17 protein-coding genes and 1 pseudogene are annotated in these 22,287 nt (G+C 70.9%); 6 read left to right on the top strand and 12 right to left on the bottom strand.

Going from position 1 to position 22,287, the window contains the following annotated elements; translation table 11 throughout:
• The 4 genes and pseudogenes from AB8Z75_RS04680 to xylB form a co-directional block, all read right to left on the bottom strand.
• Positions 1 to 242: pseudogene (locus AB8Z75_RS04680) on the bottom strand (hypothetical protein); the annotation flags it as partial.
• 333 nt (positions 243 to 575) lie between these two features.
• Entirely contained in the window at positions 576 to 1,223 is a 648-nt protein-coding gene (locus AB8Z75_RS04675) for an N-acetylmuramoyl-L-alanine amidase (RefSeq protein ID WP_369200063.1), read from the bottom strand.
• 318 nt (positions 1,224 to 1,541) lie between these two features.
• Entirely contained in the window at positions 1,542 to 2,903 is a 1,362-nt protein-coding gene (locus AB8Z75_RS04670; protein WP_369200062.1) for an ROK family protein, read from the bottom strand.
• A gap of 154 nt (positions 2,904 to 3,057) precedes the next feature.
• A complete protein-coding gene (gene xylB / locus AB8Z75_RS04665) occupies positions 3,058 to 4,500 on the bottom strand; it encodes a xylulokinase (protein WP_369200061.1) in 1,443 nt (480 codons plus the stop codon).
• A 213-nt stretch (positions 4,501 to 4,713) separates the two neighbouring features.
• On the opposite strand from xylB, the gene xylA reads away from it, so the two are divergent.
• Entirely contained in the window at positions 4,714 to 5,880 is a 1,167-nt protein-coding gene (gene xylA / locus AB8Z75_RS04660; protein ID WP_369200060.1) for a xylose isomerase, read from the top strand.
• Positions 5,881 to 6,188: 308 nt separating this feature from the next.
• Here the strand turns inward: xylA and AB8Z75_RS04655 are convergent, their stop codons facing one another.
• The 5 genes from AB8Z75_RS04655 to AB8Z75_RS04635 all read right to left on the bottom strand — a co-directional run bounded on the left by AB8Z75_RS04655 (position 6,189) and on the right by AB8Z75_RS04635 (position 10,552).
• Entirely contained in the window at positions 6,189 to 7,229 is a 1,041-nt protein-coding gene (locus AB8Z75_RS04655) for a sigma-70 family RNA polymerase sigma factor (RefSeq protein WP_369200059.1), read from the bottom strand.
• Between the two features lie 238 nt (positions 7,230 to 7,467).
• Entirely contained in the window at positions 7,468 to 8,349 is an 882-nt protein-coding gene (locus AB8Z75_RS04650) for an amino acid ABC transporter ATP-binding protein (protein WP_369200058.1), read from the bottom strand.
• A gap of 5 nt (positions 8,350 to 8,354) precedes the next feature.
• Positions 8,355 to 9,134 (bottom strand): amino acid ABC transporter permease, encoded by a 780-nt coding sequence (locus AB8Z75_RS04645; protein WP_369200057.1) that lies wholly within the window; start codon positions 9,132 to 9,134, stop codon positions 8,355 to 8,357.
• Positions 9,131 to 9,922, bottom strand: coding sequence for a basic amino acid ABC transporter substrate-binding protein (locus AB8Z75_RS04640; protein WP_369200056.1), 792 nt, complete (start codon positions 9,920 to 9,922; stop codon positions 9,131 to 9,133). The genes AB8Z75_RS04645 and AB8Z75_RS04640 overlap by 4 nt, the downstream gene beginning before the upstream one ends.
• A gap of 180 nt (positions 9,923 to 10,102) precedes the next feature.
• The gene (locus AB8Z75_RS04635; RefSeq protein WP_369200055.1) at positions 10,103 to 10,552 is read right to left on the bottom strand and encodes an ATP-binding protein; all 450 of its coding nucleotides are present in this window, start codon (positions 10,550 to 10,552) and stop codon (positions 10,103 to 10,105) included.
• A gap of 185 nt (positions 10,553 to 10,737) precedes the next feature.
• Here AB8Z75_RS04635 and AB8Z75_RS04630 point away from each other — a divergent pair, with 185 nt between their 5' ends.
• From AB8Z75_RS04630 to AB8Z75_RS04620, 3 genes are all read left to right on the top strand, one after another.
• A complete protein-coding gene (locus AB8Z75_RS04630) occupies positions 10,738 to 11,610 on the top strand; it encodes a helix-turn-helix domain-containing protein (protein ID WP_369200054.1) in 873 nt (290 codons plus the stop codon).
• A 3-nt stretch (positions 11,611 to 11,613) separates the two neighbouring features.
• Positions 11,614 to 11,850 carry a DUF397 domain-containing protein gene (locus tag AB8Z75_RS04625; RefSeq protein ID WP_114014881.1) on the top strand — a complete coding sequence of 79 codons (237 nt, stop codon included), beginning with the start codon at positions 11,614 to 11,616 and terminating at the stop codon, positions 11,848 to 11,850.
• Between the two features lie 321 nt (positions 11,851 to 12,171).
• Positions 12,172 to 12,984 carry an SAM-dependent methyltransferase gene (locus AB8Z75_RS04620; protein WP_369200053.1) on the top strand — a complete coding sequence of 271 codons (813 nt, stop codon included), beginning with the start codon at positions 12,172 to 12,174 and terminating at the stop codon, positions 12,982 to 12,984.
• A gap of 21 nt (positions 12,985 to 13,005) precedes the next feature.
• Here the strand turns inward: AB8Z75_RS04620 and AB8Z75_RS04615 are convergent, their stop codons facing one another.
• Positions 13,006 to 16,065: a glycoside hydrolase family 2 TIM barrel-domain containing protein gene (locus tag AB8Z75_RS04615; RefSeq protein WP_369200052.1), complete on the bottom strand. Its 3,060-nt coding sequence runs from the start codon at positions 16,063 to 16,065 to the stop codon at positions 13,006 to 13,008.
• Positions 16,066 to 16,164: 99 nt separating this feature from the next.
• Here AB8Z75_RS04615 and AB8Z75_RS04610 point away from each other — a divergent pair, with 99 nt between their 5' ends.
• Together AB8Z75_RS04610 and AB8Z75_RS04605 are read left to right on the top strand one after the other, a co-directional pair.
• Entirely contained in the window at positions 16,165 to 16,944 is a 780-nt protein-coding gene (locus tag AB8Z75_RS04610; protein WP_369200051.1) for a hypothetical protein, read from the top strand.
• 152 nt (positions 16,945 to 17,096) lie between these two features.
• The gene (locus AB8Z75_RS04605; RefSeq protein WP_369200050.1) at positions 17,097 to 17,894 is read left to right on the top strand and encodes an SGNH/GDSL hydrolase family protein; all 798 of its coding nucleotides are present in this window, start codon (positions 17,097 to 17,099) and stop codon (positions 17,892 to 17,894) included.
• A 59-nt stretch (positions 17,895 to 17,953) separates the two neighbouring features.
• On the opposite strand, the gene AB8Z75_RS04600 is transcribed toward AB8Z75_RS04605, so the two are convergent.
• The gene (locus AB8Z75_RS04600) at positions 17,954 to 19,222 is read right to left on the bottom strand and encodes an SWF or SNF family helicase (protein WP_369200065.1); all 1,269 of its coding nucleotides are present in this window, start codon (positions 19,220 to 19,222) and stop codon (positions 17,954 to 17,956) included.
• Between the two features lie 169 nt (positions 19,223 to 19,391).
• The gene (locus AB8Z75_RS04595) at positions 19,392 to 22,151 is read right to left on the bottom strand and encodes a DEAD/DEAH box helicase (RefSeq protein WP_369200049.1); all 2,760 of its coding nucleotides are present in this window, start codon (positions 22,149 to 22,151) and stop codon (positions 19,392 to 19,394) included.
• Positions 22,152 to 22,287 lie beyond the last annotated feature (136 nt).

Genomic DNA, 22,287 nt, shown 5'->3' with positions numbered 1-22,287 from the left:
GCCGACGGGGGCGGCGAGGCCGCGGCTGCGGTGGCCGGGCCGCCCAGACCGGGGCCGGCGGGCGAAGCGGCAGCCGCCGGGCCCATGGAGGGATCGTCGGCGGCGTGTCGGGCAGCGAGGGAGGGTGCACCGAGCGCTGAGGCCCCTCCTGCCGTACCGAGCGCGGCGCAGACGACGAGCGCCGTCGTCAGTGCCCTCCGTCGTGTGTGGCCATCGGCCCGCTCGTTGTCCCGTTGCTGCACACGCCGAGCATGAGGGCTGTGAGGGGCCGTGCAGAAGGCTTCTTGCCAGTAGTCACACGATGGACTGAAATGCTCGCACAGAGAGGACGCCGTGCGGCCGAACTGGCGTGCGCACCAGGGGCGTTGTCACACGTCGCGCGCTTCTCCGGCCCGGCGATCTCGCGCCGCGCGCCTGCCGATGATGCAGGCCGAGCCGTCCTCAGTCGTAGGCCGAGCCGTCTCGGCGCCGCGCGCCTGCCGATGGTGCCGCCGCGGACGACCCCGCCCCGTCCGCACCGGCAACGGAGAGTCCGGTGGGGGAGCGGGACGGGAGGGGTCGGCCCTGGGCGGTGGTCACTGCGCCTTGACGAGCTCCATGTAACGTGCCCAGTCCCAGTACGGCCCGGGGTCGGTGTGGTCGGCTCCCGGCACCTCGTTGTGGCCGATGATGTTCCGGCGGTCCAGCGGAATGCCGTGGCGGCGGCAGATGTCGGCGGTCAGCGCGGCCGACGCTTCGTACAGGGCGTCCGTGAACCAGGTGTCCGGCTCGTCGACCCAGCCCTCGTGTTCGATGCCGATGCTGCGGGTGTTGTACTCCCAGTTGCCCGCGTGCCAGGCCACGTTCTTCTCCCGTACGACCTGGGCCACATGGCCGTCCGCGGAGCGGGCCAAGTAGTGCGGGGAGACGGCCTTGTCCGGGTTCTGGAAGATGGCGAGCGCGTCGTCGTAGTACTCCTGAGTGACGTGGATGACCACGAACTCGATCGGGTACTCCGTCGGCCGGTCGGCGACCGTGTAGTTGGACGAGGAGGCGGGGATCCATTCCGCTTCGGGATAGTCGACACCGGCGGATTCTCTGCTGCGTGCCGCCGCGGCACCACCGGACAGGAGCGAGGCGCCCGCGAGGCCTGCGGCGAGAGCGAGACCGGTGCCGCCGCGCAGCAGGGTACGCCGTGCGGTCTGGCGGGCCGGCGCGTCGGTGTGGTGGTGTGCTGAGTCCATCGTGTCTCCCAGTGGGGGGAAGGGGGAGGGGTGAGAAGTAATGGGTGCACGTGCGTGTGGGGTTGACGCGCGTTGATGATGGCAGTCGCCGGGGAGGCTGCCAAGGGCCGCACAACTGTGCCATTGGACTGACCTCTGGACGGGGGAGTGGCCTCTGGACGAGCCGCGCGCCCGGAGAGGACCTTTCCGGATGCCGCGGGCCCGGACAGGACTGCCCCTGTTACGTCGGTGCTCTTCGCGCGGCATCCCTTTGTGCGGCACCCCTTCGCGCGGCAACCCTTTGTGCGGCTTCCTTTTGTGCGGCACCCCTTCGCCCGCTCACGCCTGGTAGGACAGCGGATCGTCCAGCACCAGGCGGACGGCGGCATAGGCGGCTCCCAGCAGCGGTCCCTCCGCACCCAGCCCGGATACCACCAGCGCGGGCGGAACGCCGGGTGCGGCCGTACGCCCCCGCAACTCCCGCTCCAGCGCGGGCAGAAGCCAGTTCGCCAAAGGGGCCAGCGCACCGCCGAGTACCAGCGCGCGGGGGTCGAGCAGGTTGACCGTCCCGGCGAGCGCGATGCCCAGAGCGGTTCCTGCCTCCTCCAGCGCGTCACGGGTGCGGGTGTCGCCCCCGGCCGCCCGCTCCGACAGGGCCGTGAGTGCGGCGTCGCGAGGACCGTCGGTACGCAGGCCCGCCGCGCGCAGGAGTGCGACCTCTCCCGCGTACTGCTCCAGGCAGCCCCTGCCCCCACAGACACAGCGCGGCCCATCCGGGTGTACGGGAACGTGTCCCAGCTCCCCGGCGAACCCCCGCGTGCCCCGCAGAAGTTCTCCTGAGAGGACGACGGCTGCCCCGATACCGACCTCCGCCGAGACGTGCACGAAGTCGCGGGGGACCCGGCCACTGTCCAGCCAGAGCTCGGCGAGAGCACCGAAGTTGGCCTCGTTGTCCACGATGAGGGGCAGCGCGCGCCCGGCGCTCCCCTCCGCTCGGGCACTGCGGTCGCCCGCCCGGGTGCTGTTCCCCTTCACACGGGTGCTGCCTCCGTCGGCTGGGAGGCCGCGCTCGCCGGCGCTGGCGCTGGCTCCGACTCCGACTCCGACTCCGGCTTCGGCTTCGGCACCGGCACCGGCACCGGCGAGGGCGCCCGCGAGGTCGGTGTCGTGCCAGCCGAGGTTCGGTGCGCGCACCACGGTGGACGTCCCACGCGCGACCAGCCCGGGGACGGCCACCGCGAGGCGGACCGGACGGAGCCCCAGCTCCCGGGCCTGTCGGGCCACCTCGTCCACCAGCGTCCGCAGGCGGGCGAGGACCACCACCGGATCGCTGTTGCGGCCGTCGGACTCCAGGCGTGCGCGGGCGCGCACCTCGCCGCGCGGATCGACCGCGCAGACGGCGAGGTGGTCGACACCGATCTCCGCGCCCAGCCCGCACGGGCCCCTGTCGGTCAGCGCGAGGGCCGTGCCCGGACGCCCTGGGCCTCCGCCCGCCCCGCCGGGCGGAGTGGTGCCCTCTTCGGCCAGCAGGCCGCCGCGCAGCAACTCCTCGACGAGCGTGGAGACGGCCGTGCGGGTGAGCCCCAGACGTGTCGCCAGGGCCGCACGCGAGCACGGCCCCTGCTCGGCCACCGCGTGCAGCACGCGCGACAGATTGCGTCTGCGCATCTCCCGCTGCGGGCTGGCACCTTGACCTGCCATAGGGCCGCATACTCCTTCCGGCGCAAAGGCCTCCCTGCTGCCGCCGTTGCCGTCGTTACCGTGGGTGCAGTCGTCGCAGTCGTCGCAGTCGTCGCACGTGGGCGCCGTGGGGTGAAGTGTGTGCGACGGGCGCAGCGGGTGGGGTCGGTGTGGCTCAGTGCCGCATGCCGAGCAGCGGCCTGGCGCCGTCGAGCGTGTCGGACAGCCGGGTGAGTGCGGCCTCGTCCCGCTCGACCGGCTCATAGGCCGGGCCGTCGGCGGTGTGCCAGCGGCGGGCGACCGCGGCCGGGTCCTCCCCCAACAGCAGCCCCGCGGCCTGCGCCGCCGCCCCCAGTGCCACCAACTCCTCGGCCCGCGGCACCTGGACCGCTCGACCGGACAGCCGCCGTACCGTCTCGCGCCAGGCGACGCCTTTGGCGCCGCCGCCGATCAGCAGCAGGGGAGCGTCGTCGGCCTCGTCCCCCGCCTGGCCCAGCACCAGATCGAGCGCGCGCAGCAGTGCGAAGACCGCGCCGTCGTAGGCGGCCTGGAGTACCTGGCCGCCGGTGGTGGCCTGCTGGAGCCCGGTCAGCAGCCCGGTGGCGTACGGCAGGTCGGGCGTGCGCTCCCCGTCGAGAAAGGGGAGTGCGGTGACGAGACCGCCCGCTTCGACGTCCTCGCGGTCGCGGGAGAGCAGCGCGGCCAAACGGTCGACGGCCAGGGTGCAGTTGAGGGTGCACGCCAGTGGCAGCCAGTCGCTGCCTGCGTCGGCGAATCCGGCTACCGTCCCGCTGGGGTCGGCGGGGCGGCGGTGCGAGACCGCGTAGACGGTTCCCGAGGTTCCCAGGCTGAGCACCGGCTGTCCCGGCAGCAGTCCGAGGCCGAGTGCCGCCGCCATGTTGTCGCCCGTGCCCGTGGCCACCAGGGTGCCGGGGGTCAGAAGACCGCCGTCCGTCTTGGCCACCGTGCCCGCGGCCTCACCCGCTTGGTGCACGGGCGGCAGGAGCGAGTGGTCCAGAGCGGCCAGGCTCAGGATCTCCTCGTCGTACGACTCGCTCTGCGAGGACCACCAGCCGGTGCCCGAGGCGTCGCCCCGGTCCGTGCCCGCCTGCCCCGTCAACCGTTCGGTGAGGAAGTCGTGCGGCAGGCGTACGGCCGCCGTCTTCTGCGCGGCCTCGGGTTCGTTCTCGCGCAGCCAGGCCCACTTGGTGACGGTGAAGGCCGGAGCGGGCACGCTGCCGACCCGCCGGGCCCACGCCTGCGGGCCGCCGAGGTCGGCCAGCAGACGGTCGCGCTGCGGCGCGGAGCGTACGTCGTTCCACAGCAGCGCCGGGCGTACCGGGCGCCCGTCGGTGTCCAGGGTCACCAGGCCGTGCTGCTGGCCCGCGACCGAGACGGCGGCAGCCTCGCCGGCGACCCTCCCGCACTGTCCCAGCGCGGTGCTCAGCGCCCGCCACCATTCCTCGGGGTCCGATTCCCGGCGGTCGCCGGGAGAGACCGTATGCGGTGCCTGGCCCCTGGCGACGACCTCGCCGGTGGCGGCGTCCACCACCAGGACCTTGGTGGACTGGGTCGAGCTGTCGACCCCGATGACGAGCGGCCCTTCCGGTGCGGTCATGGGCTGCCGATCCCTTCCCTCGCTGCCGGTGCTGTGCGCATACTAATTTGTCAGCAGCCATGACGAATAGCCGTGCGCGGCGCCGCGCACGCCCACCGCACCCGCAACAGCCGTCACGGAACGCCGCTTTCGCCGGGCAGTGCGCGCCGTGGACGGGGAGCGGGCGGACGCACGGTGTGCAAGGGCCTGGTAAGGCGCGGGAGAGGACAGCAGATGAGCTACGAGCCCGTACCCGAGGACAAGTTCAGCTTCGGCCTGTGGACGGTGGGCTGGCAGGGCCGCGACCCGTTCGGTGACGCCACCCGCGCGCCGCTCGACCCGGTCGAGGCGGTGCACCGCCTCGCCGGACTCGGCGCGCACGGCGTGACCTTCCACGACGACGACCTCATCCCCTTCGAGGCGACCGAGACCGAGCGTGACGCGCACGTCAAGCGGTTCCGGCAGGCACTCGACACGACGGGCATGACCGTGCCCATGGCGACGACCAACCTGTTCACCCACCCGGTCTTCAAGGACGGCGCCTTCACCGCGAACGACCGCGACGTGCGGCGCTACGCCCTGCGCAAGACCATGCGCAACATCGACCTGGCGGCGGAACTCGGCGCGAGCACCTACGTCGCCTGGGGCGGCAGGGAGGGCGCCGAGTCGGGGGCGGCCAAGGACATCAGGGCCGCCCTCGACCGGATGAAGGAAGCCTTCGACCTGCTGGCCCAGTACGTCACCGAGCAGGGCTACGGCCTCCGCTTCGCGATCGAACCGAAGCCCAACGAGCCGCGCGGTGACATCCTGCTGCCCACGGTCGGCCACGCGCTCGCCTTCATCGAACGGCTGGAGCGTCCCGAGCTCTTCGGTGTCAACCCGGAGGTCGGACACGAACAGATGGCGGGGCTCAACTACCCGCACGCCATCGCGCAGGCCATGTGGGCGGGCAAGCTCTTCCACCTCGACCTCAACGGCCAGTCCGGCATCAAGTACGACCAGGACCTGCGCTTCGGCGCCGGCGATCTGCGTGCCGCCTTCTGGCTCGTGGACCTGCTGGAGCGCGGCGGGTACGAGGGGCCGCGGCACTTCGACTTCAAACCGCCGCGCACCGAGGACACCGCCGGCGTGTGGGCCTCGGCCGCGGGCTGCATGCGCAACTACCTCATCCTGCGCGAGCGTGCCGCGGCGTTCCGTGCCGACCCTGCGGTTCAGGAGGCGCTGCGCGACTCCAGGCTGGACGAGCTGTCCCGGCCCACGCTCGAACCCGGCGAGACGGCCGGTGCGCTGCTGGCGGACCGTACCGCCTTCGAGGACTTCGACGTGGCCGAAGCGGCAGGTCGCGGCATGGCCTTCGAACACCTCGACCAACTCGCCATGGACCACCTGCTGGGCGTCTGACCACCCGGCACTGCTTATCCGGGAAGCCGGTCTTCTCCTCCGGTGCAGAGCGCCCCGTCTCACCGGGAGCCGCCCGGCCAAAGCCGCCTCCCTGGGGCTCCAACCCCGCCTGGAGTGCTGCTGTGCCAGGCGGGGGACGGCCGTTTCCCGTCAGCCGTGACTCGTCGGGACCGCTGCCGCGTACGCCCACGGGCGGACGCGGCAGCGTGCGTTTCGCCTCGGGCGCGCCGGCTCGGACTTCGCCTCTCGGCACGTCGGCTTGGACGTTTCCCCTCGGGCACGTCGGCTCGGGCGGTTCCGCCCGGGCCTCAGCGCCGGGCTGCGGCCTCCTGCGCGGTCACGGCCTCGGGCAGACCGAACACCGGGAAGAGCCCGTCGCCGAAGAAAGCACCCACATGGGCGACCTGCCCGTCCCGCAGGGTGAGCACCTGGAGGTGGAACGGCCGGTAGACACCGTCCTCGTGCAGGCTGTAGAGGCCGAAAGCGGGCTGGCCGTTCGCCTGGGTCGGCAGCATGAGGCCCGCGTCGCGTGCGATCGGGCACTGCGCGCCGATGAGCCGGACGATGGTCTCCCGGCCGCGGAACCACTGCGCGAAGGGAGGCATCTCCCAGACGGCGTCCTCCTTGAACAGATCGACGATGGCGGTCACGTCGGAGCGTTCGAAAGCCGCCGCGTAGCGGTCCAGGAGCTCACGTGAGGCCGGGTCGGTGGGTTCGGACAGCTCGTCCTCGACGGGAGCGGCCTGCTCGAGGTGGGCGCGGGCCCGCTGCAGCGCGCTGTTCACGCTCGCCGTCGTGGTGTCGAGCAGCTCGGCGACCTCGGCGGCCCGCCACTTGAGGACGTCCCGCAGCAGCAGGACGGCGCGCTGCCTGGCCGGAAGATGCTGGAGGGCGGCGACCAACGCCAGTCGCATGGTGGAGCGGTGCACCACGACAGAGGCCGGGTCGGTGGGGCCCGAGGAGCCCGTGAACATCGCGTCCGGGATCGGCTCCAGCCAGGGCACTTCCGGCGCCTCGGTCACCGGCCGCTCCGGATCGTCGGTGGGCGCGCCGAGGCCGGAGGGCATCGGACGCCGTCCTCGCTGCTCGATCGCCGTCAAACAGGCGTTCGTGGCGATGCGGTAGAGCCAGGTGCGCAGCGAGGACCTCCCCTCGAAGCGGTCGCCCGCCCGCCAGGCACGCAGGTAGGTGTCCTGCACCAGATCCTCGGCGTCGTGCACCGAGCCCAGCATGCGGTAGCAGTGCGCCAGCAGCTCGGTGCGGTACGGCCTCGCCTGTTCCAGCAGTTCTTCGGCGCTGCCGGGCGGCCGGTCTGCGGGTGCTTCCGCCGTGCGGGGGCTGTCTGCCATCTTCCATGCCTTTCTCTGCTCCGGTCGCCCGAGGACACCGGTGAACACGCGAAGTCGGTGTGGCTCACGAATGTAGAGGGAGGGTCTGACAGCCTGCCCTCCGAGAAGCAGCGGACGGAGGCATTCCCCGCGATGGCGGCAGGGCATTTCACGCCAACACGATGGCGGCAGGGCGCTTCGTGTCCACGCGAGGGTGGCAGCGTGCCCCGCCAACGCGACGGCGGCCGGGCGCTCCGCGTCAAGGCGACTCGCCGGGGCTCTCCTTCGGGCCCGCGGGCCGGCTCGTGCGCGGCGACGGCTGCTGAGGGGAGGGCTCCGCCTCGTGCTCCAGTACGTCCGCCGCTGCGGGGTCGAGAACCCGGGCGAGGAAGGCGCGGGTGCGCGCGTGCCTCGGATCGGTCACAACCTGCTCTGGAGGGCCCTCCTCGACGACGACACCGCCGTCCATGAAGATCACCCGGTCGGCGACCTCACGGGCGAAGCTCATCTCGTGGGTGACGACCAGCATCGTCATGCCCTCGTCGGCCAGCCCGCGCATCACCGCCAGTACGTCTCCGACCAGTTCGGGGTCCAGAGCGGAGGTGGGCTCGTCGAACAGCATCAGTTCAGGCCCCATGGACAGCGCTCGGGCTATGGCCACCCGCTGCTGCTGGCCGCCGGACAGCTGTGCAGGGTAGCTGTCCTCCTTCTCGGCCAGCCCGACGCGGCGCAGGTTGCGCCGGGCCACCTCCTCGGCCTCCGGCCTGGAGCGGCCCAGTACGCGCCGCTGCGCGATCGTCAGGTTGCCCAGCGCGGACAGGTGCGGAAAGAGGTTGAACGCCTGGAAGACCATGCCGATGCGGCGCCGTACCCGGTCGATGTCGACATCCGGGTCGGTGACCTCCACGCCCGCCACCCGCACCGTGCCCGAGGTGGGCTCCTCCAGGAGGTTCACACAGCGCAGCAGGGTCGACTTGCCCGACCCTGACGGCCCGATGACGCAGACCACCTCTCCGCGACGTACGGTGATGTCGATGCCCCGCAGCACTTCGAGTGCCCCGAAGCTCTTGTGCAGCGCCTTGATCTCGATGGCCGCTGCGCCGTCCTGGTCCGTTCCGTCCGTCCTGCCCGCCTCGGTCATGGCGGTCACCTCGCTCTCGCCGTACGGGCCTCCAGGCGCCGCACCAGGTGGCCCAGGGGCAGCGTGATGGCCAGATAGAACAGCCCCGCTATGAGGATCGGCGTGAGACTGCGGTTCTGGTTGAGGGCGTCCCGCCCGAACTTGGCCAACTCGTACTGGTCCATCGACAGGCCCAGCAGATAGACCAAGGAGGAGTCCTTGGTGAGCAGGATGAGCTCGTTGGCCAGCGGCGGCAGCACGATGCGGAACGCCTGCGGGATGATGATGGAGACCATCGCGCGGGCCGGTGACATGCCCAGGGAGCGTGCCGCCTCGGTCTGCCCCTTGGGGACGGCCGTGATTCCCGCCCTGATCGTCTCCGCCATGTAGGCGGCGCCCACCAGCCCGAGGGCGAGCATGACCGTCACGTACTGGTTGATGGACACCTCGAACGCCAGCGGCACACCGAACCCGAGCGCGATGAACACGAGCAGCGCGGGCACGCCCCGGAAGAACTCGATGTAGGCGACCGCCAGCCAGCGGTACGGCAGCACCCGCGACAGCCGCATGAGCGCGAGCAGCAGCCCGAGCGCCAGGCCGAAGCCGAAACCGAGCACCGTGTAGACGACCGTATTGACCAGGGCTGTCGTCACCACGTCGGGGAACTGCTTCTTGGCGACCTCGACGTCGAAGAAGGCGCGGCGCAACTCGCCCCAGTCCGCCGCCAACACCACGACGAGCAGGACGAGGACGAGAACGCCGTACTGGGCGGTGCGGATCGCGCGGGTGCGGTTGCGGCGGCTCACTCGGCGGGCTCCTTGCCGAACCACTTCTTGTAGATCTTGTCGTAGCGCCCGTCGGCCTTGGCCTTCTTGAGCGTCTTGTCGATCTGTTTGCGCAGCGCGTTGTTGCCGGTGCGGACGCCGATGCCGTACTGCTCGCCGGTGTCGAACTCGGTGGTGACCTCGGTGTCCGGGTTCTTCTTCGCGTAGTCGTAGAGCACACCGTTGTCGTTGATGCCGGCGTCGACCTTGCCTGTCTTGACGGCGGTCAGGAGTAGACCGAGGTCTTCGAACTGGACCGTCTTCGCGCCGTCGGCGTGCTTCTTGGCGTACTCCTCGCCGGTGGTGGACTGCTGGACGCCCAGCTTCTTGCCTTCGAGGTCGGCGAGGGAGTCGTACTTCTCGCCCTTCTTGACCAGCAGAGCCTGTGTCGCCTCGAAGTAGGGGCGCGAGAAGTCGAGGTTCTTCTCGCGTACGGGCGTGATGGTCATGCCCGCCGCGGCCAGATCGCACTTGCTCGCGTTCAGGTCCTCGCCGGTCTGGATGCCCTCGAAGGGCGTGTCCACGATCTCCTGCTCGACCCCGAGCTCCTCGGCGACCAGGTCGACGAGGTCGACATCGAACCCGACGACCTCCTTGCCCTTCTTGTACTGGAACGGCATGTAGGGGAGGTGTGTGCACGTGGTGAGCTTGTCCGAGTGGACGAGTTCCACCTCGTCCCCGCTGCTCGAGGTGGTCTTCGTGCTGGTGCAGGCGGTGACCGCCGCGAGCACGGCGGCTGTCAGTGCCGCTGTCAGGGATATCCGGGACATCCCGCTGCGTTGCTTACGCGCGGATCGTGCGGACACAGCGCCTCCACGAGGGACAGGTCGGCAATAGAGCCCGATCATGGCCGGTAAGTGCCGTGCATCCTGCCATCGCTCACGGGCTGTGTCAGCGGTGCGTGCCGTGCGGGAACGTGCCGCAGGGGAAAGCGGCCGGGCGCCGTGAGGTCAGCTCTGTGTCCTGTGACATTCCAGTTCGGCCCAGACCGCGTGTCCGGTCACCATGTCGGAGCCGCCCGCCTGGGCCTTGCGTATTCCCCAGTCGTCGGCGAGCACGCTCACCAGCAGCAGACCCCTTCCGCTCTCGCCCTCGTCGTCCCCTGGCCGGGGAACGACCGCGCGCTCGACGCGCGCCGCCGAGCCGGCTCCGCCTTCGTCCGTGACCTCGAGGCGTAGGCGCACTCCGATCACCCACAGCTCGCAGCTGACCTTCTCGCTGTCCGTGTGGCGCACCGCGTTGGTGAACAGCTCTGACATCAGCAGCTGGGCGTCGGCACTCGATTCGTCGTCGACGTACCACTCCCGCAGTCTCTCCAGGACACGGGCGCGGGCGACGGCGACGGAGGTGTCCCGCGCCGGCAGGTGGAACGCGTCGCGCAGCGGACGGGTCGTCGGCAAGCCGTTCGGCCGGTGGTTTAAGGGCAGGGCGTCATGGGGGGCAGCCACGGCTCCACTATGCGGTTCGTCACTCGCGTATGGCAAGGATCAATCTGTTAATTGCAGAAGTGCGGATGACAGGGTGTGCATGCGGGCGGGCACATGCCAAACTTCCTCGTGACGACGTCAGTTGGAGGGGAGCGGCTGTGGCGGACTCACGGACGGGCGGCGGAGCGCCCACCGTGCTGCGTGTGGTGCTGGGCAAGAGGCTGCAGCACCTGCGGGAGCGCGCGGGAGTGACCTTCGAGCAGGCCGGAAGAGCCCTCGACGTCACCCACGCCACCATCCGCCGGATGGAGAAGGCCGAGGTCGGCCTCAAAGTCCCCTACGTGGAGAAACTGCTGCGCACCTACGGGGTGACCGAGCAGGAGGAGATAGACGGCTTCGTCTCGCTCGCCCGCGAGGCCAACCAGCCCGGCTGGTGGCACCGCTACCGCGACGTGCTGCCCGAGTGGTTCAGCGTCTTCGTGAGCCTGGAGAGCGAGTCCGAGGTCATCCGCTCCTACGAGCCGCACTACGTCCCCGGCCTCCTGCAGACCGAAAGCTACGCCCGAGCCGTCCTGCGCGCCGGTATGCCGCACGCTCCGGAAGGCGAGATCAAGCGCGGTGTGGCACTGCGCATGGAGCGCCAGACGGTTCTGACCCGCCAGACGGACCCGCCGCTGCTGTGGAGTGTGATCGACGAGACGGTCCTGCGGCGCCCCCTCGGGGGGCCCGAGGTGATGCGCGAACAGATCGACCACCTTCTCAGAGCCATCGAAAGGCCGAACGTCGCGCTGCAGATCATGCCCTTCAGCGCGGGCCCGCACCCGGCCATGTACGGCCCCTTCCACCTTTTCCGGTTCCCCCTCGACGAGCTGCCCGACATGGTGTGTGCCGAGAGCCTGGTAGGCGCTGTCTACTTCGACCAGCGGGACGACGTCAGCATGTTCCTCGAGGCCGTGGACCGGATGAGTGCCCAGGCCGTGCCGGTGGCGCGGACCCGGGCGGTCCTGAGTGCCCTGCGCAAGGAGATCTGAACCATGGGTCGTATCTACAACGGGATGCCCGCGGCACACCTCGGCAGCGAGGGCTGGCGCAAGCCCTGGAGCGGGGGGAACGGAGGCAGCTGTGTGGAAGCGCTGGAGCTCGCGGACGGGCGGGTGGCGCTGCGCCAGTCCACCGATCCCGACGGTCCCGCGCTCATCTGCAGTCGCAGTGACATCTCCGGGTTCATCCAGGCGGCGAAGGCGGGGGAAGCCGACTTCCTGGTGGCCTGACCTCCGGCCCTCCGCGAGAGACCGAGACCGACGGCGACGACGAGCCCTCGCGACCGGGACCCCGCCAGCGGCCGAGGCCCGCGCGACGAGGGGGAGGAAGAGCGTGCCGGAGTCAGAGTCCAGCCCGGAGCTGATAGACACCAGCGGGCCGCAGCCGGCCCGCGACGAGGGAAGTACGCACTCGCATGGGAACGGAAGCCCGTACGGAAGCGAAAACCCGCACAGAGGCGGAAGCCCGCACGGAAGAAGCGGAAGCCCGCACGGAAGCGGAACTCAGCGAAGAAGCACGAGTCAGCGGAACAGAGCGAGACGGAGAAGAGCGTGTCCGACGCCGGATTCAGCCCGGAGCTGATAGACACCACCACCCCGCATCCGGCCCGGATGTACGACTACTACCTGGGGGGCAAGGACAACTACGAGGCCGACCAGCGCGCGGCCCAGCGCGTGCTGGACGCCCTCCCGGGGATCCGGGAGACCGCACGGGGCAACCGCGACTTCATGCACCGAGCTGTCCGCACCGTCGTGGCCGAGCACGGCATCCGGCAGATCATCGATGTCGGTACCGGCATCCCGACCTCACCGAACACCCATGAGATCGCCCGCGACGTCCGTCCCGACGTGCGGGTGGTCTACGCGGACAACGACCCGATCGTCGCGACCTACGCCGACGCGAAGCTGACGCACTCCGGCGACGCCGGTTTCGTGCTGGCGGACATCCGCGACCCCAAGGGCATCCTGGACCATCCCGTCACCCGGCAGCTCATCGACTTCGAGCAGCCTGTCGCGCTGATGCTCCTCGCCGTCCTGCACTTCCTCAGGGACGACGAGGACCCCGCCGGCATCGTCGCGTCGCTGACCGAGTCGCTGCCCGCGGGCAGCGCTCTGATCCTGAGCCACGGCTCTCCGGACTTCGGAGGCGGCTCGGCCGTCAACAAGGCCACCGGCGTGTACAACAGCGAGTCCACGGTCAGCGCCCGCATCCGCAGCTACGAGGAAGTGCTGCCCTTCTTCGCGGGGTTCGACCTGCTCGACCCCGGCCTGGTACAGGTGCCGCTGTGGCGCCCGGACGGTGCGTTGCCGGGCGCCGACGCGCTGCCCCGGTACATGGCCTACGCGGGTGTCGGCGTCAAGTGAGAGCCGCCGAAGCGGCTCTCGTCAGCTCTCTCCCGTCGCGGTCACCTCACAGAAGGTGAAGGAGAAGCGAGCGGGTGCCACCGTCAGCTGATGTTGGGCGAGTACTCCCGGCCCGCACGACTGGGACCCGATGCCGTGCATACCGTGGTCGAGGTTGACCCATACGGTCTGGCCGGGGACCAGGTCCGTGGTGTGCTGTGCGGCGTCCAGGTGCTCGCTCGTCCAGCGGCGCGCTGTGAACCAGCACGTCCCGCCGTCCGCCTCGACGCGCAGGCCCCCTCCCGCGGGCCCGCGCCTGAGTTCGACCCAACGGACGTAGGGACGCGCACCGTTCTCCTGCGGGCGTACGTAGGGCGTCTGCAGCCCGTCCACGGTGCTGTTCCACCGGCCGATACGGGCGGCAGCCGACGTGTCCGGGTAGCCCTCACCCGGGCCGCCACCGAACCAGGTCGCGCTGCCGTAGGCGGCCGGCAGCCCCAGGCGCACGCCCAGCCGGGGCAGCGGGCAGTCCCACGTGCCCTCCGGCGTGACCGTCACCGTGAGCCGCAACCGGTCGAGCGTGCCCGTCCAGCGGTAGACGGTGCGCAGACCCAGCGAGGAGGCCGCGGGGGCGACCCGTGAGCGGACGACGAGAGCGTCCTGGGTGAGCTCCACGGCCTCGGTGCGGTGCCGCATGCGATGCAGGCCGTGCCGGCGCCACAGCGGTCCCGCGCCAGGCTCTGCCTGGAAGGTGGCCCCGTCGTCGTTGTCCGTGGTCGCCCGCCACACGTCCAGCCGCGGGCCGGTCAGCGGGATGCCGCCCAGGCGCAGCAGCGCGCCGCTGTCGGAGGCGAAGACTCCCGGCCCCTGCCGGATGCGTCCGGCAGGCGGCGCCTGCGTCTGCGGGTCTTCGGACTCCTCGAGCCGACGGGGCACCGCGGGAACCGAGGGGACGGTGTCGGCCGTGGGCCTGCGCGGCGCGGCGGCGGGCAGCTGTCCCCAGGCGACGGGATGGCCGCGTGGCGCCCAGGTGGTCTCGTGGGCCAGGACGGCACGCACGGTCCACCAGGCCTCGCCCGCCCGCCCGGTTTCCGGGGCGGCGGGGAGCGGGAGCTCCGTCGACTCCCCGGGGAGGATGGGTGCTTCGGGGTGCGGCAGCATGCCTCCGCTGATCTGCTCCCCTTCGATCTCGTAGCTCCACGCGAAAGCGAGGTGGGCGAGGTCGGAGAAGTCGTACAAGTTCGTGATCAGCACGTTCCCCGGCGCCGACCCGCCGCGGATCCGTACGGGTTCGATGACCTTCTTGTACTCGACCAGCCCCGGCGACGGCGTCCGGTCGGGGAAGACCAGGCCGTCACAGACGAAGTTGCGGTCGTGCACCTGCTCGCCGAAGTCGCCTCCGTAGGCGAAGCAGGATCGGCCGTCCGCGGTGCGATGGGCGAGTCCGTGGTCGATCCACTCCCACACGAACCCGCCCTGGCAGCGTTCGTAGGTCTCGAAGAGGCGCTGGTACTCGCTCAGTCCGCCCGGCCCGTTCCCCATGGCGTGCGCGTACTCGCACAGGAGGAACGGAAGAGTGTCACGACGAGCGTCCTGCTGTGCTGAGCCCGTGGACGGCGTCTCGCCCCGCCCGGCGAGCTCGACCTCCGCGTGGGAGGCGTACATCCGGGAGTGGAAGTCGCTGTCGGGATAGGCGTGGTCTCCCTCGTAGTGCAGTGGGCGAGAGGGATCCCGTTGCCGGATCCAGCGGGCCATCGCCGTCAGCCCGGAGCCGCCCGAGCACTCGTTGCCCAGGGACCAGACGACGACGGAGGGGTGATTCTTGTCCCGTTCCACCATCCTGGCCGCCCTGTCGAGCAGGGCGGGTGTCCACCGTTCGTCGTCGACCGGGTTGCGCACGTCGGACAGGGCGAGGAAACCGTGCGTCTCCAGGTCGCACTCGTCCACCACCCACATGCCCAGTTCGTCGCACAGGTCGAGGAAGGCGGGGTGCGGAGGGTAGTGACTGGTGCGGACGGCGTTGATGTTGTGCTGTTTCATCAGCTCCAGGTCGTGCCGTGCCGTCTCCAGGTCGACGGCGCGGCCGGTCCCAGGGTGGAACTCGTGCCGGTTGACGCCGCGCAGCAGGACTCTGCGGCCGTTGACCTTGAAGAGTCCGTCCTCGACGGTGACGGTACGAAAGCCGACCCGCAGGGCGATCCGTTCCTCACCGACGGCGAGTTCGGCGTCGTAGAGGCGCGGTGTCTCGGCCGTCCACGGCTCGACCTGCGCGCTCCCGCTCTGGCCCGAACGCAGGTCCAGGCCGAGCTCCGGCACGGTGACCCTTCCGGGCGGGTCGGACACCACGCGCAGGGTGCCGCGCCCTGTGGTGTGGTCGTAGTCCGCGTGCACAGCGTGGTCCACCAGGCCGCCGCTCGGCCGGTGCACCAGGCTCACGTCGCGGAAGATGCCGGGCAGCCACCACATGTCCTGGTCCTCCAGGTAACTTCCCGCGGACCACTGGTGCACCCGCACGGCCAGGAGGTTGTTTCCCGGCCGCAGCACGTGTCCGACGGCGAACTCGTGCGGCAGCCGAGAACCCTGGAAGCTGCCGAGTTCGTGCCCGTTCAGCCACACTCGCGCACAGGATTCCACGCCCTCGAAGCGCAGCAGAGTCTCTCCGGTGGCGCGCGCGGCTTCCTCCCTTGTGCCGTCGCTGTGCAGGGACGGCAGCGGCCACCCGTCGGGCAGGGCGAAGAGGTGCCGGTGGTCGCCGGTGGGGTTCTCGTCGGGTACGTGCGGCGGGTCGACGGGGAAGGGATAGCGCACGTTCGTGTACGCCGGTGAGCCGTGCCCGTGCAGCACCCAGTGGGAGGGCACGGGCAGCTCGCTCCACCCGGTGTCGTCGTAGTCGGGGGCGGCGAATGCTCCGGTGTGCTGCACAGCGGTGGGGGAGAGGCGGAACTTCCACTTCCCTCCCGACAGCGTCATCCTGCGCGCGGTGGAATCGGGCACCCACGCGCGCGGTGGCAGACAGCCGGTCGAAGGGGAGACGTCTTCGTAGTAGGGCACGGGCGGAGGGACGGACGAACAGTGCGGACCGGACGACCAGGAAGTGCTCATGCGTCTCCTCGGTTTGCGATGGACTCTGTTCTTTCTCTCCCACCCGGCACGGTCGCGGCATGCCTGTCGGGTTATCAGATCGCCTAGGGTGAGTGCCGCATGACAGAGTGGCGTGTCATGACGATGCCGCCACCACCTAGTCAGCCGCCGTCGGGCGGCCCGCCGCCTCCCGCGCAGCCACCGTCCGGTTTCGGGCCGCCCGGATCCGGCGGGTTCGGACCGCCTGTCCCCGGTGGCTGGCCACCTCCTCCGCCTCCGGGGCGCAACAAGGGGCGGGCCATTGCCGCGATCGTCGCGGCGGCCGTCGTCGCGCTCGCGCTCATCACGGCGTCCGTCGTCTACCTGACAGGCGGCGACTCGGACAAGGGAAAGACGGCCGACGGCAAACCCTCTGCTTCGCAGTCGCCTTCGGTCCCGGAGGAAGAGCCGCAGGACCCGACCGAGAGCCCGGACGACGGAGACGCAACGGACTTCCCGACCCCGGGTGAAGATGACGATCCTCCGTCCGAGGAGCCGGACGAAGGGGCCAGCGACGTGCCGCTTCCGTCCTTCCTGCTTCAGGAAGGCGACTGCTACGACCGCTCGAAGGAGCGTGAAGGCGCGGTCGAGACCAGGGAATGCGACAGCCCGCACGACGCGGAGGTCGTCAGCCGAAAGAAGATCACCGGTGACTACGGCACCGATGACGCGGTGCGGCAGAAAGCCGATTCGCTGTGCCGTTCCTCCCTCCGGGACAAGGCGGCCAAGCAGCCGGGCGGCACCGTGGGCGGCACGCTCATCTCGTATCCGAAGGCGAAGAACGTGGGCAACGGATTCGACTACGTGACCTGCAGTCTGACGGCGGGCAAGGACCAGAAACTCAACAAGCCGCTGGCGTGAGGGGGCGCGGTCGCGCGCCCCCTCGCGCACCAACACAACTGCTGCGCACTGCAGTTGGGGATCCGTGCGTGGCATGGACGCGTCTGGCGCTGGGTAAAACCGCTGCGTCTGATGTGACAGCTGTTCCTTCCGTGCCATCCATGAGAGGTCCCATGAAGCTGCGCAGATGGGCGTCCACGGCCACCGCCGTCGCCGTCTTCCTAGGATTGTCGTCCCTCACCGGTGCGGCCTCCGCATCGGCCGAGAGCGCCGCCACCGGTTACGTGGCCCTCGGTGACTCCTACTCCGCAGGAGTGGGCGCCGGGGACTACGACGGGAGCGACTGCAAACGGAGCGCCAACGCCTACCCCCAACTCTGGCGCACCGCCAACTCCCCCTCCTCCTTCGACTTCACCGCCTGCTCGGGCGCGGTCACCGATGACGTGCTCGCCGGTCAGCTCGGCCCCCTCAACGCCTCCACCGGCCTGGTGAGCATCAGCATCGGCGGCAACGACGCGGGCTTCGGCGACACCATGACCACCTGCGTCACCCAGGGCGAGAGCGCCTGCCTGGACCGCGTGCAGCAGGCCCGCGACTACATCGCCACCACGCTCCCCGGCAAGCTCGACGCCGTCTACGACGCCATCAGCGACAAGGCCCCTTCGGCCAAGGTCGTGGTGCTGGGCTACCCGCACATGTACAAGCTCGACGGCGAGTGCAGCGTGGGCATCAGCGAGAAGTCCCGTGCGGCCGTCAACGCGGCGTCCGACGACCTGAACGACGTCACCGCCAAGCGCGCCGCCGACCACGGCTACAGCTTCGGTGATGTGCGGCCCGCCTTCGCCGGTCACGAGATCTGCTCGGGCGACGAGTGGCTGCACAGCGTCACGCTGCCCGTGGACGAGTCCTACCACCCCACAGCGGCCGGGCAGTCCGGCGGATACCTCCCGGTGCTGGAAGGGCTGGCCTGAGACACCCCCCAACGTGTGTGCCGCCGTCTCGCAACGACGAGGCGGCGGCACACACGTGTTCAGCTCCCGTCCGCGGCCGCTTCCCCGTCCTCCGCCAGCGCTGTCGTCAGCGCTTCGGCCGGATTCCGTTCCGGCCCCCCGACGGGCCACCACCGCCCCTGCCGCCTGCGGTACGGCCACCACCGGCCGTCCGGTCCGAGACGCAGCTGCGCGTCCGTCCCCTCGGCGCTCCAGCGCGTCCCTGTGCCCCGCAGCGCGCAGGGCGATTCGCCCTCGGCCACAGCGGCGTCCAGTTGCTGCTGCGCGCGCCTGAGCACCCCGGTCGCGGGAGACCACTCCTCGTCCAGGACGGCCAAGGCCTCCGCGCCCCCGAACGACCAGGCCGCCGCGGCTCTCGCCAGCCCTTCCTCGCTGCGCCCGCACCCCGTGGCGAGGCGGGCGGTGATCTCATGGCCGGGGCGGGACGCTGCCAGCCGTGCGGCGTCCTGCCACTGCGTGAGCGGACGCGGAAGCGGGCTGTCGGCGTGCCCCGGGGACCGGGCCTCCGTGAGCATCCGGCGGGCTCTCGCGCCGGCGTCCGAGACGAGGAAGCCGAGCGCGTCCAGATCCAGCCCCGGCGCGTCGGAAGAGGCGCCCGTCAGGACGGCGACCCGTCCGGGCTCGGGCACCGGCGCGGGCCCGGTCGGCAGCGGCGGCAGTACGGCTCCGAGGGCGAACGCCTCAGCAGCGTCGACCCCTTCGAGCGCGGCTCCAGCTGCATCCGTTTCCGCCTCCTTCGACGTCACCGCGGCCCGGGTGGAACTGCGTGTCTGCAGGGCGTCCACCAGCTCCCGCTCTCCCCTCCCGCGCAGCAACAGCAGGGCGAACGGATCCTCGTCCAGCAGGCGCGCCATCTGGTAGCTGAGCGCCGCGGTGTGCGGACAGTGGTCCCAGGCCTCGCAGGTGCACTCCGGGTCCAGGTCACCGATGCCGGGCAGTAGTTCGAGCCCCGCGTCGGCGGCGTCCTCCACCAGCCGGGGAGGCATGTCCCGGTCCAGCAGAGCGGCGATGTGCCCCGCCTGTTCGACGATCACGTCCAACAGGCGGTCCCATTCGGACTCGTCCAGCTCGCGCAACAGGACGTCCGCCCGGCACGGTGCCCGGTCGGCGCCGCGTACCACCGCTGTGATGCGGCCCGGGCGCACCGAGACGGCGCCCACCGCCCCCTCCCGGGCGAGCCGGCGGCCCCTTTTGAGCTGTTGACCGTCCAGGGCGGTGTCCTCCAGCGCCTTCAGCCAGGTCTGTCCCCACCACGTGCGGGCGAAACCACGTCCCTGGGCGGGCGGCAGCGGAGAGAAGACGCGCTCCCTCCCCGCGGCACGGCCGTCTTCGTCGCCGGAGCCGCGCCCGCGGGCGGGTTCGTCCTCCTCGTGCCCGAAGCCGTCGGTGTACCCGAAACCGTCGGTGTACCCGAAACCGACGGACAGGTCTTCCCCGGACACGCGCTCCTCCTCCGGCTCACGGTCGTACGTGTTCAACGCTCCCCTTTCGCAGCTCCACCAGGTCGGCGAGCTCGGCGTCGGTCAGCTCGGTCAACGCGGCCTCTCCCGAACCGAGCACCGCGTCGGCCAGCGCCTGCTTGCGGCGCAGCATCTCGGCGATGCGGTCCTCGATGGTGCCTTCGGTGACGAGCCGGTGGACCTGCACGGGCTGGGTCTGGCCGATGCGATAGGCGCGGTCGGTCGCCTGCGCCTCGACCGCGGGGTTCCACCAGCGGTCGTAGTGGATGACATGGCTGGCCCGGGTCAGATTGAGCCCCGTTCCCGCGGCCTTCAGCGAGAGCAGGAAAACCGGTGCGGCGCCGTCCTGGAAGCGGCGCACCATCTCCTCGCGCCGCGCCACGGGCGTGCCACCGTGCAGACACTGGGTGGCCACCCCGCGGGCGGCCAGATGGCGCTCCAGCAGGCGGGCCATGTGTACGTACTGCGTGAAGACCAGCACGCTCGCCTCCTCCGCGAGCAGCGTATCGAGCAGTTCGTCCAGCAGTTCCAGTTTTCCCGAGCGACCCGGCAGCCCGCCTTCCTCTTCCTTGAGATACTGCACAGGGTGGTTGCAGATCTGTTTGAGCGAGGTCAGCAGTTTGACCACGAGCCCGCGCCGCTCGAAGCCGTCTGTGCCGCGCAAGGCCTCAAGGCTCTCCCGGACCACGGCTTCGTACAGTCCGGCCTGTTCGGTGGTCAGCGCGACCGCCCGGTCGGTCTCCGTCTTGGCGGGTAGCTCCGGAGCGATGCCCGGGTCGGTCTTGTGGCGGCGCAGCAGGAAAGGCCTCACGAGCCGTGCCAGACGTTCGGCCGCCACCGGATCCCCCTCCTCGGCGGCGTCCGCGTAGCGCCTGCGGAAGGTCCCCAGGCGGCCCAGAAGCCCCGGCGTGGTCCAGTCGAGCACCGACCACAGCTCCGAGAGGTTGTTCTCGACCGGGGTGCCCGTCAGCGCCACTCTGGCTCGCGTGGGCAGTCTCCGCAGCGCCTTGGCCGTGGCGGCGAACGGGTTCTTCACGTGCTGGGCCTCGTCTGCCGCGACCATGCCCCACGCCTGGCCCTCACCGGGCGTCAGCGAAGCCGCGTCCAAGCGCATGGTGCCGTACGTGGTGAGCACGAACTCGTCCTCGGCGAGGCCCTCCACCGAGCGCCCCTGACCGTGGTAGCGGCGCACGGGGGTGGCAGGGGCGAACCGTTCGACCTCCCGCTGCCAGTTACCCAGCAGAGAGGCCGGGCAGACCACGAGTGTCGGCCCGGACGTCTCCGGAGATTCCTGACGACGCAGGTGGAGCGCGATGAGGGTGAGTGTCTTCCCCAGGCCCATGTCGTCGGCCAGGCACCCGCCGAGGCCGAGAGAGGTCATCCTGTGCAGCCAGTCCAGCCCGCGCAGTTGGTAGTCCCGCAGGGTCGCGTGCAACCGCGCGGGAGGCGGCAGGGGAGGTTCCTCGCGCCGCTCGGGGTCGGACAGCCGTTCCCGCAGCGTCTCCAGCCACCCCGTGGCCTCCACCTCGAGCTGCTGACCGCCGTGTTCCGTCGTGCCGGTGAGGACGGCGTCGAGCGCCTCCAGCGTGCCGACCTTGCGGTCCTCGCGTCGCCGCGCCGCGCGTACCTGCTCCGGATCAATGAGGATCCACTGGTCGCGCAACCGCACCAAGGGACGGCCGCTTTCGGCGAGCTGGTCGAGCTCGTCCCGGGTGACTTCCTGGTCGCCGACGGCGAATCGCCAGTCGAAACGGAGCAGTGCGTCGGGGGACAGCACGGAGGGAAGCCCGGAACCCTGGCGCCACTGTCCGCCTGCGGCTAGCCCGTCCGCCTCGTCGTCGGGGCCGATCACCGCGCGGGACGTCAGGGAGCGGGCGAGGTCACGCGGCCAGTGCACCTGTACGCCGACTGCCGCCAAGGCCTGCGGCACCCGGGCCCCCAGCAGTTCGGCGACCTCCTCCTCGGCCAGCTCGATCGTGTCGGGTACCGCCGCCGACAGCAGCGGAGTGAGTGCCTCCCAGGCCGCCGCCGCGCGGCGCAGGGTGAGCAGCACCTGGGTACGAGCTTGCGGCCCGAATCGCCGTGCCGTCTGCGACGTGCCCGCCCACACCTCGGCTGCGTCCGCGACGGCGGCACTGTCGGCCGACGAACGCACTTGCAGCACTCCGCGGAAGGAGGGGCGGGCGCTGGACGCGGTCGTTCCGGAGGAGGCCGGCATGCCGTCGATCTCGACCCGCAGGGAGAGCCGGACGAGCGCGTCGATACTCGCGGTCATCTCGGACGCCCACGCACGCAGCTCGGGGACAGCGGTCGGTGCGTCCCCGGTGAAGACGCTCGTCCCCGCGGCCAGCGGTGCCGACGGGGTGCGGGGAAGGCCGTCGGCCACGGCGTCGAGGAACGCCCGCACCAAGGGTTCAGGGGCGGGGATACGGAGGGGTCCGTCTCCGGGGAGCGGCACGGCATGGGCGGACGGTGGCATGGCGGCCACCAGTTCCGCGACGGCGGACGCGTCGTCTGCGGTGAGGGGGCCGAGTCGCCATGCGTCGTACCCGGCAGGGCTCAGTCCCGGCAGTACGCGTCCTTGGGCGACCAGCCGGAGAGCGTGCAGTGCGGCCGCGCCCCAGAAGGCCGCCGCACCGTCGACGCCGTCCTCCTGGCGTGCGGCATAGGCGCGGGTGAGGACGGGGAGGGCCTTGTGCACAGGGAGAAAGAGCGCGGGCATGTTCTGCGTGGTGACATCGGAGCCCTCCGGGACCACCACGGTCAGGTTCGCCGGCTCCTGAGGGTGCGAAGGGCCGTCTTCCCCAGCGGCTGGGCTGCGGGGCGGAACGCCATCCGCATGCCAGAACGCCACATGGGAGCGGCGGGGTGGATCGGCCGGCAAGAACACGGCC

The organism is Streptomyces sp. PU-14G (assembly GCF_041028275.1).
In the GTDB taxonomy this organism is placed as follows: domain Bacteria; phylum Actinomycetota; class Actinomycetes; order Streptomycetales; family Streptomycetaceae; genus Streptomyces.
This window is presented reverse-complemented; position numbering and strand designations above follow the sequence as displayed.

Bases quoted from the DNA above. Each gene is read 5' to 3' on its own strand.
- AB8Z75_RS04675 (WP_369200063.1), bottom strand. From the start codon at position 1,223: ATGGACTCAGCACACCACCACACCGACGCGCCGGCCCGCCAGACCGCA.
- AB8Z75_RS04670 (WP_369200062.1), bottom strand. From the start codon at position 2,903: ATGGCAGGTCAAGGTGCCAGCCCGCAGCGGGAGATGCGCAGACGCAAT.
- xylB (WP_369200061.1), bottom strand. From the start codon at position 4,500: ATGACCGCACCGGAAGGGCCGCTCGTCATCGGGGTCGACAGCTCGACC.
- xylA (WP_369200060.1), top strand. From the start codon at position 4,714: ATGAGCTACGAGCCCGTACCCGAGGACAAGTTCAGCTTCGGCCTGTGG.
- AB8Z75_RS04655 (WP_369200059.1), bottom strand. From the start codon at position 7,229: ATGGCAGACAGCCCCCGCACGGCGGAAGCACCCGCAGACCGGCCGCCC.
- AB8Z75_RS04650 (WP_369200058.1), bottom strand. From the start codon at position 8,349: ATGACCGAGGCGGGCAGGACGGACGGAACGGACCAGGACGGCGCAGCG.
- AB8Z75_RS04640 (WP_369200056.1), bottom strand. From the start codon at position 9,922: ATGTCCCGGATATCCCTGACAGCGGCACTGACAGCCGCCGTGCTCGCG.
- AB8Z75_RS04625 (WP_114014881.1), top strand. From the start codon at position 11,614: ATGGGTCGTATCTACAACGGGATGCCCGCGGCACACCTCGGCAGCGAG.
- AB8Z75_RS04615 (WP_369200052.1), bottom strand. From the start codon at position 16,065: ATGAGCACTTCCTGGTCGTCCGGTCCGCACTGTTCGTCCGTCCCTCCG.
- AB8Z75_RS04610 (WP_369200051.1), top strand. From the start codon at position 16,165: ATGACAGAGTGGCGTGTCATGACGATGCCGCCACCACCTAGTCAGCCG.
- AB8Z75_RS04605 (WP_369200050.1), top strand. From the start codon at position 17,097: ATGAAGCTGCGCAGATGGGCGTCCACGGCCACCGCCGTCGCCGTCTTC.